15 protein-coding genes and 1 riboswitch (1 of these 16 running past the window's edge) are annotated in these 14,204 nt (G+C 61.0%); of the genes, 4 read left to right on the plus strand and 11 right to left on the minus strand.

The genetic code is table 11. The features are described from left to right. The 3 genes from AGA_RS12285 to AGA_RS12295 all read right to left on the minus strand — a co-directional run. Window positions 1-71, minus strand: partial view of a DUF192 domain-containing protein gene (locus AGA_RS12285; RefSeq protein ID WP_059024873.1) — the beginning only. 442 nt of this gene lie to the left of the window's left edge; the window shows 71 of its 513 coding nt (coding positions 1-71); the start codon lies at window positions 69-71; its stop codon lies off the left edge, out of view. A gap of 54 nt (window positions 72-125) precedes the next feature. Further along, a complete protein-coding gene (locus AGA_RS12290) occupies window positions 126-797 on the minus strand; it encodes an MBL fold metallo-hydrolase (protein ID WP_059024529.1) in 672 nt (223 codons plus the stop codon). Window positions 798-891: 94 nt separating this feature from the next. Then, window positions 892-1,305: a host attachment protein gene (locus AGA_RS12295; RefSeq protein ID WP_231945847.1), complete on the minus strand. Its 414-nt coding sequence runs from the start codon at window positions 1,303-1,305 to the stop codon at window positions 892-894. A gap of 124 nt (window positions 1,306-1,429) precedes the next feature. Here AGA_RS12295 and AGA_RS12300 point away from each other — a divergent pair, with 124 nt between their 5' ends. From AGA_RS12300 to AGA_RS12315, 4 genes are all read left to right on the plus strand, one after another. Next, the gene (locus AGA_RS12300; RefSeq protein ID WP_059024530.1) at window positions 1,430-2,530 is read left to right on the plus strand and encodes an XdhC family protein; all 1,101 of its coding nucleotides are present in this window, start codon (window positions 1,430-1,432) and stop codon (window positions 2,528-2,530) included. Continuing rightward, the gene (locus AGA_RS12305; protein ID WP_083503644.1) at window positions 2,524-3,159 is read left to right on the plus strand and encodes a nucleotidyltransferase family protein; all 636 of its coding nucleotides are present in this window, start codon (window positions 2,524-2,526) and stop codon (window positions 3,157-3,159) included. The genes AGA_RS12300 and AGA_RS12305 overlap by 7 nt, the downstream gene beginning before the upstream one ends. A gap of 92 nt (window positions 3,160-3,251) precedes the next feature. Then, window positions 3,252-3,602 (plus strand): RidA family protein, encoded by a 351-nt coding sequence (locus tag AGA_RS12310; RefSeq protein ID WP_059024531.1) that lies wholly within the window; start codon window positions 3,252-3,254, stop codon window positions 3,600-3,602. Window positions 3,603-3,916: 314 nt separating this feature from the next. After that, window positions 3,917-4,591, plus strand: a complete 675-nt coding sequence (locus AGA_RS12315) for a CHAP domain-containing protein (RefSeq protein WP_059024532.1) — start codon at window positions 3,917-3,919, stop codon at window positions 4,589-4,591. A 100-nt stretch (window positions 4,592-4,691) separates the two neighbouring features. On the opposite strand, the gene AGA_RS12320 is transcribed toward AGA_RS12315, so the two are convergent. From AGA_RS12320 to AGA_RS13940, 8 genes are all read right to left on the minus strand, one after another. Then, complete coding sequence (locus tag AGA_RS12320) at window positions 4,692-5,357, minus strand: TetR/AcrR family transcriptional regulator (RefSeq protein ID WP_059024533.1); 666 nt, start codon at window positions 5,355-5,357, stop codon at window positions 4,692-4,694. 139 nt (window positions 5,358-5,496) lie between these two features. Then, a complete protein-coding gene (locus AGA_RS12325; RefSeq protein WP_157065355.1) occupies window positions 5,497-6,003 on the minus strand; it encodes a hypothetical protein in 507 nt (168 codons plus the stop codon). Between the two features lie 336 nt (window positions 6,004-6,339). Then, window positions 6,340-9,225 carry an aminomethyl-transferring glycine dehydrogenase gene (gcvP, locus tag AGA_RS12330; RefSeq protein ID WP_059024535.1) on the minus strand — a complete coding sequence of 962 codons (2,886 nt, stop codon included), beginning with the start codon at window positions 9,223-9,225 and terminating at the stop codon, window positions 6,340-6,342. Between the two features lie 122 nt (window positions 9,226-9,347). Next, the gene (gene gcvH, locus AGA_RS12335) at window positions 9,348-9,713 is read right to left on the minus strand and encodes a glycine cleavage system protein GcvH (protein ID WP_059024536.1); all 366 of its coding nucleotides are present in this window, start codon (window positions 9,711-9,713) and stop codon (window positions 9,348-9,350) included. A 70-nt stretch (window positions 9,714-9,783) separates the two neighbouring features. Further along, complete coding sequence (gene gcvT / locus AGA_RS12340) at window positions 9,784-10,920, minus strand: glycine cleavage system aminomethyltransferase GcvT (RefSeq protein ID WP_059024537.1); 1,137 nt, start codon at window positions 10,918-10,920, stop codon at window positions 9,784-9,786. A 163-nt stretch (window positions 10,921-11,083) separates the two neighbouring features. Continuing rightward, a riboswitch (glycine riboswitch) is annotated at window positions 11,084-11,174 on the minus strand. A gap of 50 nt (window positions 11,175-11,224) precedes the next feature. Further along, on the minus strand, window positions 11,225-12,097 hold the full coding sequence (gene speE, locus AGA_RS12345) for a polyamine aminopropyltransferase (RefSeq protein WP_059024876.1): 873 nt from the start codon (window positions 12,095-12,097) through the stop codon (window positions 11,225-11,227). Window positions 12,098-12,199: 102 nt separating this feature from the next. Next, the gene (gene speD, locus AGA_RS12350) at window positions 12,200-12,667 is read right to left on the minus strand and encodes an adenosylmethionine decarboxylase (RefSeq protein ID WP_059024538.1); all 468 of its coding nucleotides are present in this window, start codon (window positions 12,665-12,667) and stop codon (window positions 12,200-12,202) included. A 102-nt stretch (window positions 12,668-12,769) separates the two neighbouring features. Continuing rightward, a partial coding sequence (locus AGA_RS13940) for a tetratricopeptide repeat protein (protein ID WP_408735966.1) occupies window positions 12,770-14,204 on the minus strand: 1,435 nt, incomplete at its 5' end.

The raw sequence follows: 14,204 nt of genomic DNA on the forward strand, positions 1-14,204 counted from the left end.
GGTTCCCCCGCATCCTCCGCCAGAGCAGGCAAACCCCATGCCACGCCCGCACTCCCTACCAGTGCGGCCATAAGCAGCCCGAACAGTTGTTTGTTCTTCACGTCCTGTTTTCTCCTGCACTCAATCTAGTCTTGCAAAAATGGATTACCGGTCCGTTCCGCACCCAGTGTTGAAAGACCACCATGACCGGGCACTATCACAATATCATCCCCCAACGGCAGCAGCTTTTGCCTTATGCCGCTTATAAGCTGGGGGCCATTACCGTATGCAAAATCCGTGCGACCAACGGAACCGCGGAACAGCACATCGCCCACAAAGGCAAAGCGCGCCTGCTCATCCACCAGCACCACATGCCCCGGCGTATGCCCCGGCACATGCACAACACGCAAATGGCAACCCAGAAATTCCAGCACCTCGCCATCCTGCGCAAAACGATCGACCGAGGCGTTCTCCAACCCGGAAAGACCAAAATGCCGGGCCTGATCGGTTATGGAGGATAGCAAAAACGCGTCCCGCTCATCCGGCCCGATTACCGTGGGGTGGGGTTTACCCTGCGCCTCTAGCGCGCGGCACAAGGCCGCAACACCACCAGCATGGTCAAGATGGCCGTGGGTCAGCAGAATGGCCTCCAGCGTCAGGCCTTTGCGGTGCAGAAAATCCATCAGGACATCCGCATCCCCCCCAACATCCACCATAATGCACCTGCCCGTATCCGCATTCCACAGAATGGAGCAGTTCTGCCTGAATGGCGTAACCGGAACGACGCGTAACTGCATTCCGGGATAGGAAACCTGCATCTCTGACCTCATTTTTGTGCTGTGCGCAGTATGCCAAAAAAAAGCTGCCAGATGGAACCATCTGGCAGCCTTGAGCGAGGAATGTCTGGCTTTATCAGCCCGGCAGCACCCAGCCGGTTGCCGGAATATCAAAATGCTTGTGCAGTTCGTGCGCCGGAATGTTGGTCAGATCCTTGATAAGGGTCTTGATCACCTTGGCTTCAGCCGGTTTGCTCAGATGGGCGCGGATGTCGTGCATAATGGGGGCCGGAGCGGCAATAACAAAGCCAGCCACCTTGGCGCCGTGTGCGACCATGGCGTTAATGCGGTCAGCCACGTTACGGGCAAAGCCTTCCTTGGCAGCCGTACGGGGGTCGGTTTCGGGGGGGAGTTTGCCGGGAGTGTCTTCGTGGCCTTCGGCCTTAACGTCGGTCACATCGCGCATTTCGCCCTGATCATCATGCAAAAAGCGTACTTTGCCGCCATCTGCCACAACGTAAACAACCAGGCCGTCTCTTTCTTCAGTCATGGAATATGTCCTCAGTATCAAAATAGTGCAGCCCGTCTCCATTGTGTGCTGTGCAGTAACGCGGCTTCTGGCCTGTTCTGCTGCCAATGGGCAGTCTGTATGCACAGTGATATAGGGAACCATCATGACAGTTCCAGCCCCCCCTCCCCAACTCCTGACACCACTGGACCACGCACTGGCTTGGGCAAAGGCCGGCAAGCCCGTGGCCCTTGCCACCGTAACCGGCACGTGGGGCAGCTCCCCCCGTCCGGCGGGAAGCTGCATGGCCATAGGGGCAGACGGCGCGGTGGAAGGCTCCGTCAGCGGTGGGTGCGTGGAGACCGATGTGATGGCCCACGCGCAGGACATTATGGCCGGAAGCCCCGCACAAACGCTGGAATACGGCGTAAGCAGCGCCCGTGCGTGGGAAGTCGGGCTGGCCTGTGGCGGGCGGTTGGACGTGCAGGTAGAGGCCATAAATTCCCCCGCCTGCCCCACCGGAACCCTGCCCCTAAACCTGCTGGAACAGGCCTGCGCGTGCATGGCCAGCCGCCAGCCCGCCGCCCTTGTGCGCCTGCCAGATGGCGCGCAGCACGCGCTTGTTGTGCAAAGTGCACAAGGCTGCACTGTGCAATCTGGCACCTGCCCGCCCGAAATTTGCAAGGCTGCCCAAAGCCGAATGCAGCACGGACGCAGCGGGGAGGAAGCAGACGCCACGGGGCAAAACTGGTTTGTGCAGCCGCTTGTGCCCGCGCCGCGCCTGCTAATTGTTGGAGCGGTGCATATTGCCCAGTCCCTTGCCCGCATGGCCAGCATGGTCGGGCTTGCCCCGGTGGTGATTGACCCGCGTGAGGCACTGGCCACTGTCCAGCGCTTTCCCGGCCTTGTACCCGGCCAAACGCTGCTGACTGAATGGCCCGATGAGGCCATGCAAACTCTTGGCGTGGACAGCATGACCGCCATTGCCACCCTGACGCATGACGCCAAGCTGGATGACCCCACACTGGAGGAAGCCCTGCGCAGCCCCGCTTTTTATATTGGGGCGCTGGGCTCGCGCAAAACACAGGCCAGCCGCATGAAGCGCCTGCGCGAACTGGGCTTTAGTGAGGAAGAACTCCGCCGCATCCGTGGCCCCATAGGGCTGGCCATCGGCGCCGTGGGGGCGGAGGAAATAGCTCTGTCCATTCTGGCCGAAATTGTTGCCGTGCGTAGGCAGGCCCCCCTAGCGCAGGCGCGCGGATGGTAACGGAACTGGCAGGCACGCTGGCCATTGTGCTGGCGGCTGGCCAGTCCTCCCGCACGGGGGCGCAGCACAAACTGCTGGCGCCCGATGCCAGCGGGTGCCCCATGCTGGTCCGCACACTCCACAACACGCTGCAAAGTGCCGCCGCCCATGTGCTGGTGCTGCTCCCTCCCAACCGGCCGGAGTTGGCCGCCCTGCCCCTCGCCCTGCCAGATTATGGCACACGCCTGAGCACACAAACCGTAGCGGACGCGCAAAAGGGGCTTTCCGCCTCGCTTCATACCGGCGTGCGGGCCGCGCTGGCCATGCAGGCCCGCAGCCTGCTTGTGTGTCTGGGGGATATGCCTCTTGTTCCCACCCACCTGCTCAACGCGCTGCTATACGAGCAGCACACAACGCAGGCCCCTGTTGTGGCGGCACAACGCCACAACAAGCCCGGCAACCCGGTGGTTTGGTCCTGCCGTCTTTTTACCGCGCTGCTTGGCGTAACGGGCGACCAGGGCGGCCGCCAGATTCTGCGCGACCTTGGGCCAGACGTGCGCCTGCTACCCGCCCCCGCCACACTGCTGGAAGACTTTGATACGCCCGACAGGCTGGCCGCGTTTGCACGTATGGCCCCGCCCCCCGGTTGACCGCAGGCCCGTTCGCTCCGAAAACTGCTGGACCGCATGAACGTTGTGTCCATGCGTCTTATTCCTGATGATCCCCAAGGAAGTGTTTTTTCATGAGCAAAATCCTGCGCACCAACCCCAACCCCATTTTGTCCGCCGCGGTGGAATACCACGGCTTTGTGTTTACGCAGGGTGTGGTGGCCCGCGATCTGGAACAGGACATTGAAGGCCAGACCCGCGATGTGCTCGCCCAGCTTGACGCCCTGCTGGAACAGCACGGGACAGACAACACCCGCCTGCTTCAGGCCCAGATCTGGCTGAAGGACATTAACGACCGCGACAAGCTGAACGCCCTGTGGAGCGCATGGCTGCCGGAAGGTCAGGCCCCCGCCCGCGCCTGTGTGCAGGGTATTCTGGCTGACCCGCGTATGCTGGTCGAAATTATGCTGGTCACCACCAAATAAACCCAGCTTTAGCGCCGGGCTGGCTGTGTTGGATGGCGTGGTTTTTTAGCCACAGATCCGCCGAATCAGAATCAGCCCGGCGCATTCCCCCTTGCCGACAAATGCCTCTCCACACAGCGAATTAAGGCAATCCCATGACAGATGATAGGAATTAATTCCTATTTTCCATTTTCAACCAGGTGCTTTTTGGCGAACAGTCACTTTCGCGTTTTTGCCGCGCAATGAGCGCTTGCCTGATCTGCATGGATGTTTATACCTGACTCCGAAACATGTAGCTGACCTAAACTAAAGCAAGCCAGGGAAAGGCAGACACGATGCAGGATGGACGGTCTAAAAAGCTAAAACTTGTGCTGGCCGTTGTGTCCTTTGTTTCTGCCTCTTTTCTCTCCGGTGCCGTGCAGGCCCGTACCACCCACCGCTCGGTGCATCACGCATCCACCCACCACCGCAGCTCCGGCCATGTGATCCAGTGCGTGGCGTATGCCAAGTCCGCATCCGATGTGGTGCTGCATGGCAATGCGCGGGACTGGTGGCATAACGCTGCGGGTGTTTACGAACGTGGGGCCGAACCCAAGGCTGGCAGTGTGCTCAACTTCCGCGCAACACGCCGGATGCCGCTGGGCCATGTTGCCGTTGTGCGCAACATTGTGGACAGCCGCACCATTATTATTGACCAGTCCCACTGGGCACAGGCTGGCATCAGCCACAATGTTTCCGTCATTGACGTGTCCCCCAACAATGACTGGTCCGCTGTCCGCGTTGCGCTGAACAGCAACCGGAACAACTACGGCTCCATCTACCCCACCTACGGTTTCATCTACCCACACGCAGGCAGCAAAGGCGCTACGCCGGACAGCCTGAGGCAGGAAGTGATGACCGCATGGGCCAGCAAAATGCCCGCCACACAGTTGGCACAGGCTCCTGCAAACGCACACCCCATTACGGCCGGGGAGCAGGACAACTCTGTGACGTTTAACGAACACAACTAACCAGTACGGTCCTACTGGTTACAAAGCGTAAACCCCGGTCAGGTTGCCTGATCGGGGATTTTTTTTGCATACGCGCAGCCCCGCCCACAGGCGGCCTATTTCAAGCAGGTGGGCCGGAAGCTATGCGTTGGCGTACTGCGCTCTCCAGCACATTCCAGCTTGCTTCAAAAAAACGATGTTTTTCGTCTTCATTAGCAAACGGTGTGTGTCCGCTTAGCATCTGGTGCAGCGGCCAACCCGTAACCAGCCCGCGCAGGCTCATTTCCATAAGTGAAATTTCGGCCCGGTTTCTGGGGGTATCGGGCCAGCCCAGCACTTTACCCAGCAACATGTTCATCCGCTGGTGGAGCGGCTCTATAGCCGCGTCCAGATCCGCTGTAATGCTGGCGAACTGCTGGCAGTCCATAATGAGTATCCGGTAGGTTTCTACCGTTTCGGGCACCAGCAAAAAGTCCAGAAAACGACGGAGCATGTCCTTTATGGCGTCCATGGGGTCGGGCATGGTTTCCGGCCCATCTTGCAAAATGGCCACCATCCCCTGACAACGGACATGAACCACAGCGCGAAAAAGCTCTTTTTTGGATGGGTAACGCCGGTAGATGGTCGCCTTGGAACACCCAATAACCTTGGCAATACGCTCAACAGACGTGGCCGCGTAACCCCGGCTCATAAACTCGGTTGTGGCCACATCTATAACCGTGCGGTCCAGCTCCTCCGCAGCCTCGTGCGATGGGCGGCCACCCGAATGTGCTACTCCCTCTACCATCAACCTTGCTGACCTATTGCTGTTTGCCCAGAAAGGCGACCGCCGCACAATAACCGCTCCACCCGCAACAGGGAACCCGGCAACCTTTAGGATACAAACAAACCATTCCGGCCATACCGGGGGGCTCGGCAGGGATGGGTCAGTCCTGCAGCAGTTCCATATCCAGCCGGGCAACCTGCCAGGACATCAGCACACCCTGCGCCTGTTCGGACAAGGCAACATCCACACCGCGTGCGTTTTCCATTAACAGCAGGCCATGCCCCTGCCCCACAACGGCTGCACCACCCGTGGTCCAGTATGTGCCACTAAAGTCCTCCGGGCGGGTAATATTGCGTACACAGCCCCGCGCCTGAAAAGCGGCACGCCCCACAGCCAGCACACCGCCACCACGCGCCTCTATACGGTACGTGTGGCCACCCAGTTCCAGCGTGCCCTGCCCCCACTGGTAGCCAACAACAGCACCCAGTTCCTGTACGTTCAGGGTCAGGCGTCCATCATTGGGCCCGCACGTATCTTTTTGTTCCGGTTTGGGGGCTGGTGCCACCTCTTGGGTTTGCGCCCAGACGGGCTGGGCCGTAACGCCGCAAACCGCTGCCAACCCCGCGCACCATGACCGCGCGCGCAAGGTCGCAAAAAAGAGACGCACCCACCTCGTAGCGGGCGCTGGCGCTACGGTGGGGGGCACCCAACCCTGCGGGGAACAACTGGGCATATCAGCCAACACTGGCACGGAATTCTGCATCCTCTGCATGGGGTGAACCACTCTTGTCACGACGAACCCGCAAGCTGGCCGAACATTTTTGCAAAACGAAACAGTATCGTTTTATATCGCCCTCCAAACCCCTGTCAAACGCAAAACCCGGCCATAAATCTGCAAGGCCTCACACCCCGCGCCCGCACCGTACCGAGGCCCAAACACAAAGGGCGACCGGAGGAAAAGCCCCCGACCGCCCTTGCGGTTAAGCATTGCCGTTAGCCGGGCTTATTCCATCCACTCCGCAATATCGGGGCAGGAGCAGACAAGGTTGCGATCCCCATACACGTTGTCAATCCGGGCCACATTGGGCCAGTATTTGGTGGCCGGGTTAACGCCGGGCGGGAAGCACGCCTGCTGGCGGCTATAAGGATGTTCCCAAGGCTCCGCCGTAACGGCCGCCCCAGTATGCGGTGCATGGCGTAGTACGGACTGTTCAACCGCAACATCGCCTTTTTCCACCGCCCGCACTTCTTCCCGAATAGCCAGCATGGCGTTGCAAAAACGGTCCAGCTCGGCCTTGCCCTCGGATTCCGTAGGCTCGATCATAAACGTACCCGCAACGGGGAAGCTGACCGTAGGCGCATGGAAGCCGTAGTCCACCAGCCGTTTGGCCATGTCATCCACAGTCACACCGGCACTGTCCTTAATCGGCCGCAGGTCCAGAATGCACTCATGCGCCACACGCCCTTTGGCCCCGCGATACAGCACCGGGTATGCCTCGGACAGGCGGCTGACAATGTAGTTGGCGTTCAGAATGGCCACCTGTGTTGCGCGCTTCAGCCCCGCATCACCCATAAGGCGGATATACGCCCATGAGATAGGCAGAATGGAGGCCGAGCCAAACTGCGCCGCACTAACCGCCATGCCCACCGCCGGGTCTGCCGGGTTGCCGGGCAGGAAGGGCGCCAGATGCGCACGCACACCAATGGGCCCCATGCCCGGACCGCCCCCGCCATGCGGAATGCAGAAGGTTTTGTGCAGGTTGAAGTGGCTGACATCCCCACCATAATCCGCCGGGCGGGCCAGACCGACCTGCGCGTTCATGTTCGCGCCGTCCACATACACCTGCCCACCGGCTGCGTGCACCATGTCGCAAATGGCGCGCATGTTTTCTTCAAACACACCGTGGGTGGAGGGGTAGGTAATCATGACGGCGGACAGGTCCGCAGCGTGCGCCGTTACCTTGGCCTGCATGTCCTCAAGGTCAATGTTGCCGCCTGCATCGCACTTCACGACCACCACCTTCATCCCCGCCATCTGGGCGGAGGCTGGGTTGGTGCCGTGCGCGGAGGCGGGGATAAGGCACACATTGCGCTCACCCTGCCCGCGGGCCTGATGGTATGCGCGAATGGCCAGCAGCCCCGCATATTCCCCCTGCGCGCCCGAATTGGGCTGGAAGGACACGGCATCGTACCCGCTAATGGCGCATAGCCAGCTTTCCAGATCCTTGAACAGCGTCTGGTAACCCTGCGCCTGATCGGCTGGCGCAAAGGGGTGCAGATCGCAAAAGCCGGACCACGTAATGGGCAGCATTTCCACCGTGGCGTTCAGCTTCATGGTGCATGAGCCCAGCGGGATCATGCTGCGGTCAAGGGCCAGATCCTTGTCGGACAGGCGGCGCAGGTAGCGCAGCATATCCGTCTCGGACCGGCAGGAGCCAAACACGGCCTGCTGCATGAAGGCGGACTGGCGGACCAGCGCTTCCGGCACGGTCGAGGCGGCCTGCCCCAGCTTGAGCGCCATATGCCCCACGCGGTCGCGGTCGGTGCAGAACACGTTCCACACGTCCAGCACAGTTTTGATTGTGCTGGTCTCATCCAGACTGATGCCAATCCGGCCTGCCCCTGCATTGCGCAGGTTCATGCCCATGTCACACGCACGGGCCAGCAGGGCGGGAGCGGCATCGCCCGCATCTACTGTAATCGTGTCAAAGAACGCAGTGGTCTGTACGGTAACCCCAAGTTCACGCAGGCCAGCCGCCAGCGTGGTAGCCAGACCGTGCACACGGCGGCCAATGGCCTTAAGCCCTTCTGGCCCGTGATACACGGCATACATGCCCGCAATAACGGCCAGCAGCACCTGTGCGGTGCAGATGTTGGAGGTCGCTTTCTCTCGCCGGATGTGCTGCTCGCGCGTTTGCAGGGCAAGGCGGTAGGCCGGGCGGCCCTCGCTATCGACCGAAACACCAACAAGGCGGCCGGGCATGCTGCGTTTGTAGGCATCCCGCACAGCCATGTAGGCTGCGTGTGGGCCACCAAAACCCATGGGAATGCCAAACCGCTGGGTGGAACCAATGGCAATGTCCGCCCCCAGCTCACCCGGTGCAGCCAGCAGGGTCAGGGCCAGCGGGTCCGCCGCCATAACGGCAATGCCGCCTGCTGCGTGCAGGGCATCCACCAGCGCGCGCGGGTCAATGATCTGCCCCGACGAACCGGGATACTGGAACAGCGCACCAAACACGTCCGCTGCGTTCATATCCGTTGCGGGGTTACCCACCTGAATGGCAAAGCCCATAGGTTCCGCACGGGTTTTGAGCACGGCAATGGTCTGGGGGTGGCAGTCCGCATCCACAAAGAATGTGTTGGAAGCAGACTTGGCAACCCGTTTGGCCAGCGCCATGGCCTCGGCCGCTGCCGTGGCTTCGTCCAGCAGGGAGGCATTGGCAATGTCCAGCCCTGTCAGTTCGATAATCATGGTCTGGAAGTTAAGCAGCGCCTCCAGACGACCCTGACTAATTTCCGGCTGGTAGGGCGTATAGGCCGTGTACCATGCCGGGTTTTCCAGAATATTGCGCTGGATAACAGCGGGCAGCACAGTGCCGTAATACCCCTGCCCGATCAGGCTGGTGAGCACCTGGTTCTGCCCTGCCAGTTCGCGCAGGCGGTCCAGCACTTCTGTTTCGGTCCAGCCGTCCCCCAGCCCAAGCGGCCTGCCTACGCGAATGGCGGCGGGCAGGGTCTGGTCTGTCAGCTCATCAAGGGAGCTGGCACCCACCGTGTGCAACATGGCGGCCTGCTCGTCTGGCGTGGGGCCAATATGCCGGGCGGCAAAGGCGGCGCCATCGGCCTTGAGCCCTGCAAAAGCGGGCAGGTTTTCAACTTGGGAGAACATGCGGGAACGATCCTGATCAGGCGGTAGAGCGCAAAACAACAGGGAATGACCCGCACCCCCGGCCCACACCACAGCGCGTGCGGGCCAGCAGGTTAGAGGCTGTGCGGGTCAGGCGTAATGAATTAACCCAAAAACGCGGCGTAGGCAGCGGCATCCATCAGGCCATCGAGCTGTGCGGGGTTGCTCAGACGGAATTTGACAATCCAGCCAGCACCCTGCGGGTCGGAGCTGACAACGGACGGGTCATCGCTCAGGGCGGCGTTGCCTTCCACAACTTCTCCATCCACGGGGGCGTAAATGTCGGACGCGGCCTTAACCGATTCCACCACAGCCACGGCCTCACCCGCTTTGACCTGCGTGCCCGCTGGCTTGGTTTCCACAAAAACCAGCTCGCCCAGCTCATCCGCTGCGTGCTGGGTAATGCCGACCACGGCGGTTTCACCATCCACGCGCAGCCATTCATGCTCGGTCGTAAAATACAGGGTCATGCCTCATACTCCGTAAGGCTCCACGGCGGAGCCTGTTTAAAAAACGTGTTCAATCTGAAAAAAGAAAAACTCAGCGCTTGAAGCGGGCAGGCACCAGCGGCAGGGCGGCCACGCGGGTCGCAACCGCACGTGCGCGGAGTTCGGCCGTCAGAGCCGTGCCGGTTGCGGCGTGCGGCGTGGCCACATAGCCCATGGCCACCGGGGCTTCCACCGTGGGGCCAAACGCGCCGGATGTAACCTCGCCCACCCGGTCCGCCATTGCGGCATCGGCAAAAAGCGGTGCGCCGTGGCGAACAGGAGCGCGGCCTTCTGGCAGCAGGCCCACGCGGCGGCGGGTTACACCGTTTTCAAGCTGATCGAGAATAATGTCGGCACCGGGGAAGCCGCCAGCCCGTGCGCCACCCGTGCGGCGGGACTTCTGAATGGACCACTCAAGGGCCGCTTCCACGGGGGTTGTGGTTTCATCAATATCGGAGCCGTACAGGCACAGGCCTGCTTCCAGCCGCAGGCTGTCCCGCGCGCCAAGGCCGATCAGTTTAACCTGCTGATGCTGGAGCAACTGGCGGGCCACGCGGTCCGCATCCTTGGCGGAGAGCGAGATTTCAAACCCGTCTTCCCCCGTATAGCCCGAGCGTGAGACAATGCAGCGCGCACCGTCAATTTCGAGCATACACACATCCATAAAGCGCATGGACGAGGCATCGGCATCAAAGCTGCTCAACACACCTTCCGCATCCGGGCCTTGCAGGGCCAGCAGGGCGCGGTCTTCCAGCTGTTCGACCAGACAGTCGCCCAGATTGTCCTGCATATGGGCAAAGTCGGCCTGTTTGCAGGCTGCGTTGACCACCAGCAGCAGGCAGTCCTCCTGCCGGATGACCATAAGGTCGTCCAGAATACCGCCCGATGTGTTAGTGAACTGCGTATAACGCTGCCGACCGGGCTTGAGCGCCACAATATCGGCTGGCACCAGCCGCTCCAGCGCACGGGCTGCATCTTCCACATTGCCAGAGCGGGCGCGAATACGCACCTGCCCCATGTGGGACACATCAAACAGCCCGACATGCGCACGAACATGGCGATGCTCGGCCATAATACCATCTGCATACTGCAATGGCATGGCATAGCCCGCGAACGGCACCATTTTGGCGCCAAAATCCTCGTGCAAGGTATAAAGGGGAGTATGAAGGAGAGAAGAATCGGTGCCCATGCACGCCGCCTTACAAAAAAGGCCCAAACCCCACATGCACCCGGCCAGAGCGGCAAGGCAAGAACACGGAGCTTCGGACCGGACCGTCCGCTGCCCCTTCTGTGCTTTTGCCTGAGATCGCTATCCCGTCGGCGGGTGCGAGCGCACCTCTCTCCAGAAGTTTTAAAGCGCAGGGTCCTTTTGCCTGAGAGTTTCCGGGGCGGTTGCTCCTTCGGCGCCAGCTTTTAACGGCTGGTCTCTCCCTCTACGCGGCTGCGACCGTGACATTATTTCTCTTGCGAGTCAATCACGGTCGCGGTTTGGCTTACGCCTTGGCGGTTGGCAGATGTTTGGCAATGTAGGGCGGAAGGTTAAAGGACCCTACGTGGATTTCTGGCGTCCAGTACTGGGTTTTTCCCAAAATACCCGCCTGTTCCGCACGGGCGCGCACTACGGCCACATCCTGCCCGGCGGGGTTAGCCCCCTTGGAGGCAATACCCAGCGTCATAAACCCGCCAACATAGGTTGGCACGGCCGCCACATAGGCAGACACATGGGGGAAGTATTTGGCCCGACGCTCACTGGTTTCAAACAGTTCATCCGCCTGCATGAAGGGCACGCCGCACTGGTTGACAATCAGCCCCTCCGCGCTCAGCACGCGGGCACAGTGTTCGTAAAAACTGTCGGTAAACAGGACTTCGCCCACGCCAATGGGGTCTGTGCTGTCCACAATAATCACGTCAAAGGAGCCATCAGCCGCTTTGGCGACGTAGTCGATCCCATCGCCCACAATTACTTCGGCCCGCGGGTTGGTCCACGCATCGCCTGCAATGGAGGGCAGGTGCTGCTTGGAAAGTTCGATGACCGCGCCATCAATTTCCACCATCACGGCCTTTTCCACGCCGGGGTGTTCCAGCACGCGGCGCAGCACACCGCCATCCCCTGCGCCAATAATCAGCACATTGCGGGGGGCCTTGTGCGTAAACAGCGGCACGTGGGTTAGCATTTCCTGATAAACGAACTCATCGCGCTCGGTAATCTGCACCACGCCATCCAGCAGCAGGACACGACCGTGAGAATCGCTTTCAAATACAACAATATCCTGAAACGCGCTGCGGGTGCGCGCCAGTTCCTTAACAACACGGAAGCGCTGGCCCCAGTTGTCGTACAGGGTTTCTTCAATCCAGTTTTCAGCCATGACAGCCATCCTTGCAATGCACGGTACGACCGCCCTGCCCAGAGCCTGAGCAAGGCGACCGTTCTAATACCGAAGGAATGTTCAACGCAGTGCGTGCAGAGCTTAGCTCTGCACGCGGCCGCGGCGTTCTTCGCTCACATCCAGTTGCTCGGCCTGAAACAGGCGCTGCATGACCGGAATGGCCAGATGCGGGTCACAGGCCCCACACATAAAGATATCCACCGCCGCAAAGTTGCGCTCGGGCCATGTGTGGATGGAAATATGGCTTTCCGCCAGCACCACAACACCAGACACACCGCCATTGGGTGTAAAATGGTGGAAATGGCTGTGCAGAATTGTAGCCCCTGCCGCCAGAGCAGCCTCACACAGGGTGCTGTCGATCTTTGCGGGGTCGTCCAGATTAGTGGCACCCCACATGTCAACCAGCAGGTGTGTCCCTGCAAATTTTTCGCCGTCTTTTTCGACGAAATAATCTTTACGGTCTTCATCTTCGAATGAGACCGGAACAGAAATTGCCTGGTTATTGCTCGGGAGTTCCGAGACCATCCCCAGTTGAGCAAGTGCGTTCATTGACGTACCCCCAAACCAGTAGACGGCCTGTTGGGCGAAATTAATCGCCCCCTTGGGCCAAGAGCGCGCTAACTAGGGCTTTTTGGCCCTTGGGTGCAAGCACTATTTTGGGTCTTTAACAGATTTGTCAAACTGCGTTGGCACGCGCACCACACCCAAAGACACCACCGGCGCTTTTTGCACCCGCCTAAGAAGGGCCGCAAACAGCGCCTGCCGTTCCGCCCCAAGGGGCCGCCCACCCACCCAAGCCTGTAGGCTGCGCACGGTGGCGGCATCGCCCGCAGCCGTGGCGTCCGAGGCTAGCCGAATCACCAGATCGCGCTGCTCTGTGGTCAATTCCCCCTTTTCCGGCAGGGTGCGGCTGGCAAGGCGCCCCACAACCAGCACAGCGTCTGCCCATTGCTGGTCCTGCTCATACAGCGCTCCCCGCACAGACAGGCCGGTATCCGACTCATCATCCGCCAGAAGTGCCTGCGCGCCCTCCCTATTGCCATTGGCGGCGGCCAGCCGGGCCTCATCATACCTGCGGCGGGCGGCAAGGTCGTCGGGCAGGTTTGGCAGGGCGCTGCGCTCAAGGGCACGCAGGGCAAGCGGGCGCTGGTTACTTTCCAGCGCGGCCTGTGCAAGCTGTTCTTCAATATCCGCCCGCATCAGCGGTTCTATGGCCAGCACATCAGCCTGTTGCAGCACGGGCACCGCCTGCGCCGCCTGCCCTAGCGCCAAAAACTGCCGCCCAAGCCCGGCCAGCAGCTTGGCCTTGAGCGGGTCATCGGGCAGGTGCCCCATATTGGCGCGCGCCAGCGCAAGCTGTTGACCCTTGGCCAGTGTGGGCACCACCTCCGCGTTACGCCCCCTCCGCGCTGGTGTGGTGCGGCCTGTGCGGTTATTGCGCCCCGCCCCACTGGCTACCGCGCTGTTTGCCGCCCCATGCGGGGCGCCAAAAATAAGCCCCGACAGCACAGTGCGCCATGCCTGTGCCAGCTTATCCTGCGGGACCATGGCGGATGCACCAACCCCACCCAACACGCTCACCGCCCGCACCGGCTGCCCCGCCTGCGCCAGAGCCTGCGCATAGGCCACACGTAATGCCGCCACAAAACCGGCCTGCGCCTGCGCGGCCAGTGGGTCGTTGGTATTATGGCTGGTGGCCCGGCCGCCCTCCACCGTTTGTGCGGTAAGCAGTTGGGCGTAGGCCTCTGCCGCCATATCCGGCCCGATCTGGTCATGCGCAAGCAGGAACCCCACCAGTTGCGCACGGGCTTGATCGGCCATGTGGTCATCCCCCGATGCGGTCAGATTCTCCAACGCCACACGCGCTGTTTCCTCCTGCCCACTGCGGGCCTGCACCACAATGCGGTCCAGATTGTAGGCCGGGTCATCCGGCAGGGTGCCCAGCACCGCGCGCTCATCCATGCCACCAAACTGCGCCAGATACTGGGTGACTGCTGGCAGAAGCCACGCCCGTACGGGGGCGGGGTACTGCTCCAGCCGGGCATACCCCCGCGCCAGCAGCACGGATGTTGGCAGGCTATCTGCC

Origin of the sequence: Acetobacter ghanensis (assembly GCF_001499675.1) — a bacterium.
Classification (GTDB): domain Bacteria; phylum Pseudomonadota; class Alphaproteobacteria; order Acetobacterales; family Acetobacteraceae; genus Acetobacter; species Acetobacter ghanensis.

Coding starts and splice junctions, on each gene's coding strand:
- AGA_RS12290 (WP_059024529.1), bottom strand. CDS start 797: ATGCAGGTTTCCTATCCCGGAATGCAGTTACGCGTCGTTCCGGTTACG.
- AGA_RS12295 (WP_231945847.1), bottom strand. CDS start 1,305: ATGACTGAAGAAAGAGACGGCCTGGTTGTTTACGTTGTGGCAGATGGC.
- AGA_RS12300 (WP_059024530.1), top strand. CDS start 1,430: ATGACAGTTCCAGCCCCCCCTCCCCAACTCCTGACACCACTGGACCAC.
- AGA_RS12305 (WP_083503644.1), top strand. CDS start 2,524: ATGGTAACGGAACTGGCAGGCACGCTGGCCATTGTGCTGGCGGCTGGC.
- AGA_RS12310 (WP_059024531.1), top strand. CDS start 3,252: ATGAGCAAAATCCTGCGCACCAACCCCAACCCCATTTTGTCCGCCGCG.
- AGA_RS12315 (WP_059024532.1), top strand. CDS start 3,917: ATGCAGGATGGACGGTCTAAAAAGCTAAAACTTGTGCTGGCCGTTGTG.
- AGA_RS12320 (WP_059024533.1), bottom strand. CDS start 5,357: ATGGTAGAGGGAGTAGCACATTCGGGTGGCCGCCCATCGCACGAGGCT.
- gcvP (WP_059024535.1), bottom strand. CDS start 9,225: ATGTTCTCCCAAGTTGAAAACCTGCCCGCTTTTGCAGGGCTCAAGGCC.
- gcvH (WP_059024536.1), bottom strand. CDS start 9,713: ATGACCCTGTATTTTACGACCGAGCATGAATGGCTGCGCGTGGATGGT.
- gcvT (WP_059024537.1), bottom strand. CDS start 10,920: ATGGGCACCGATTCTTCTCTCCTTCATACTCCCCTTTATACCTTGCAC.
- speE (WP_059024876.1), bottom strand. CDS start 12,097: ATGGCTGAAAACTGGATTGAAGAAACCCTGTACGACAACTGGGGCCAG.
- speD (WP_059024538.1), bottom strand. CDS start 12,667: ATGAACGCACTTGCTCAACTGGGGATGGTCTCGGAACTCCCGAGCAAT.